This is a genomic window from Vibrio sp. 704, from assembly GCF_033339295.1.
Map to the genome: position 1 here is coordinate 1 of NZ_JAWOUH010000162.1, position 964 is coordinate 964.

The 964-nt window shown below is 49.3% G+C and carries 2 protein-coding genes; both read left to right on the forward strand.

Annotated elements, in window-relative coordinates:
• Positions 1-453 (forward strand): PfkB family carbohydrate kinase (locus tag R7R24_RS25160; protein WP_318119835.1); only part of this gene is annotated, 453 nt, incomplete at its 5' end.
• Between the two features lie 11 nt (positions 454-464).
• On the forward strand, positions 465-964 hold a 500-nt coding region (locus R7R24_RS25165), incomplete at its 3' end, for a bifunctional 4-hydroxy-2-oxoglutarate aldolase/2-dehydro-3-deoxy-phosphogluconate aldolase (RefSeq protein WP_318119837.1).

Consider the following 964-nt stretch of genomic DNA (forward strand, 5'->3'; position numbering starts at 1 on the left):
AAAGAAGGTGTGAAAATCGCATTCGATAACAACTTCCGCCCTAAGCTCTGGCCTAACATCGAACAAGCTCGTGATTTTTACTCAAAGATCCTCAGCGTCACCGACATGGCATTTTTGACCTTCGATGACGAGGTCATGCTGTGGGGAGATAAGCACGAAGATGAAGCGATCAGCCGTACGAAAAACTTTGGCGTGAAAGAGATCATCGTGAAACGTGGCGCGGACGACTGTTTTGTTGTAACACAAGATCAACAACACACCGTTGCGGCCTTGAAGGTTGATGCTGTGGTGGATACCACGGCGGCGGGTGATTCTTTTAGTGCGGGTTATCTTGCAAAACGAATTTTAGGCGGAGACGTTGCTGAGTCTGCGCTTGCTGGCCACAAAGTGGCTGGCACGGTTATTCAACATCGCGGCGCGATCATTCCAAGCCAAGCGATGCCAACTATTTAAGGAACGATGAAATGAAAGATCTGAACCAACAACTTTCAGAAATTAAAGTAGTCCCTGTTATCGCGATCAAAGACGCAGGCAAGGCAGTGAAACTGGCACAAGTGCTGATTGAAAATGGCCTGCCATGTGCTGAAGTGACGTTCCGTACTGAAGATGCCGCTTTAGCGATCAAAAACATGCGCGAAGCGTACCCAGAGATGTTGATTGGCGCGGGAACTGTGCTGACAAGCGCGCAAGTGGATGAAGCGATTGATGCGGGCGTGGACTTTATTGTGAGCCCAGGTTTCAACCCAACTACAGTGAAATACTGCCAACAGCGTAACGTGACCATCGTCCCTGGTGTCAACAACCCAAGCTTGGTTGAACAAGCAATGGAAATGGGTCTGCGTACGCTGAAGTTTTTCCCAGCAGAACCGTCAGGCGGCGTCGCGATGCTAAAAGCATTGTCTGCGGTTTACCCTGTAAAATTCATGCCAACCGGTGGCGTGAGCCCAAGCAATGTTAAAGATTA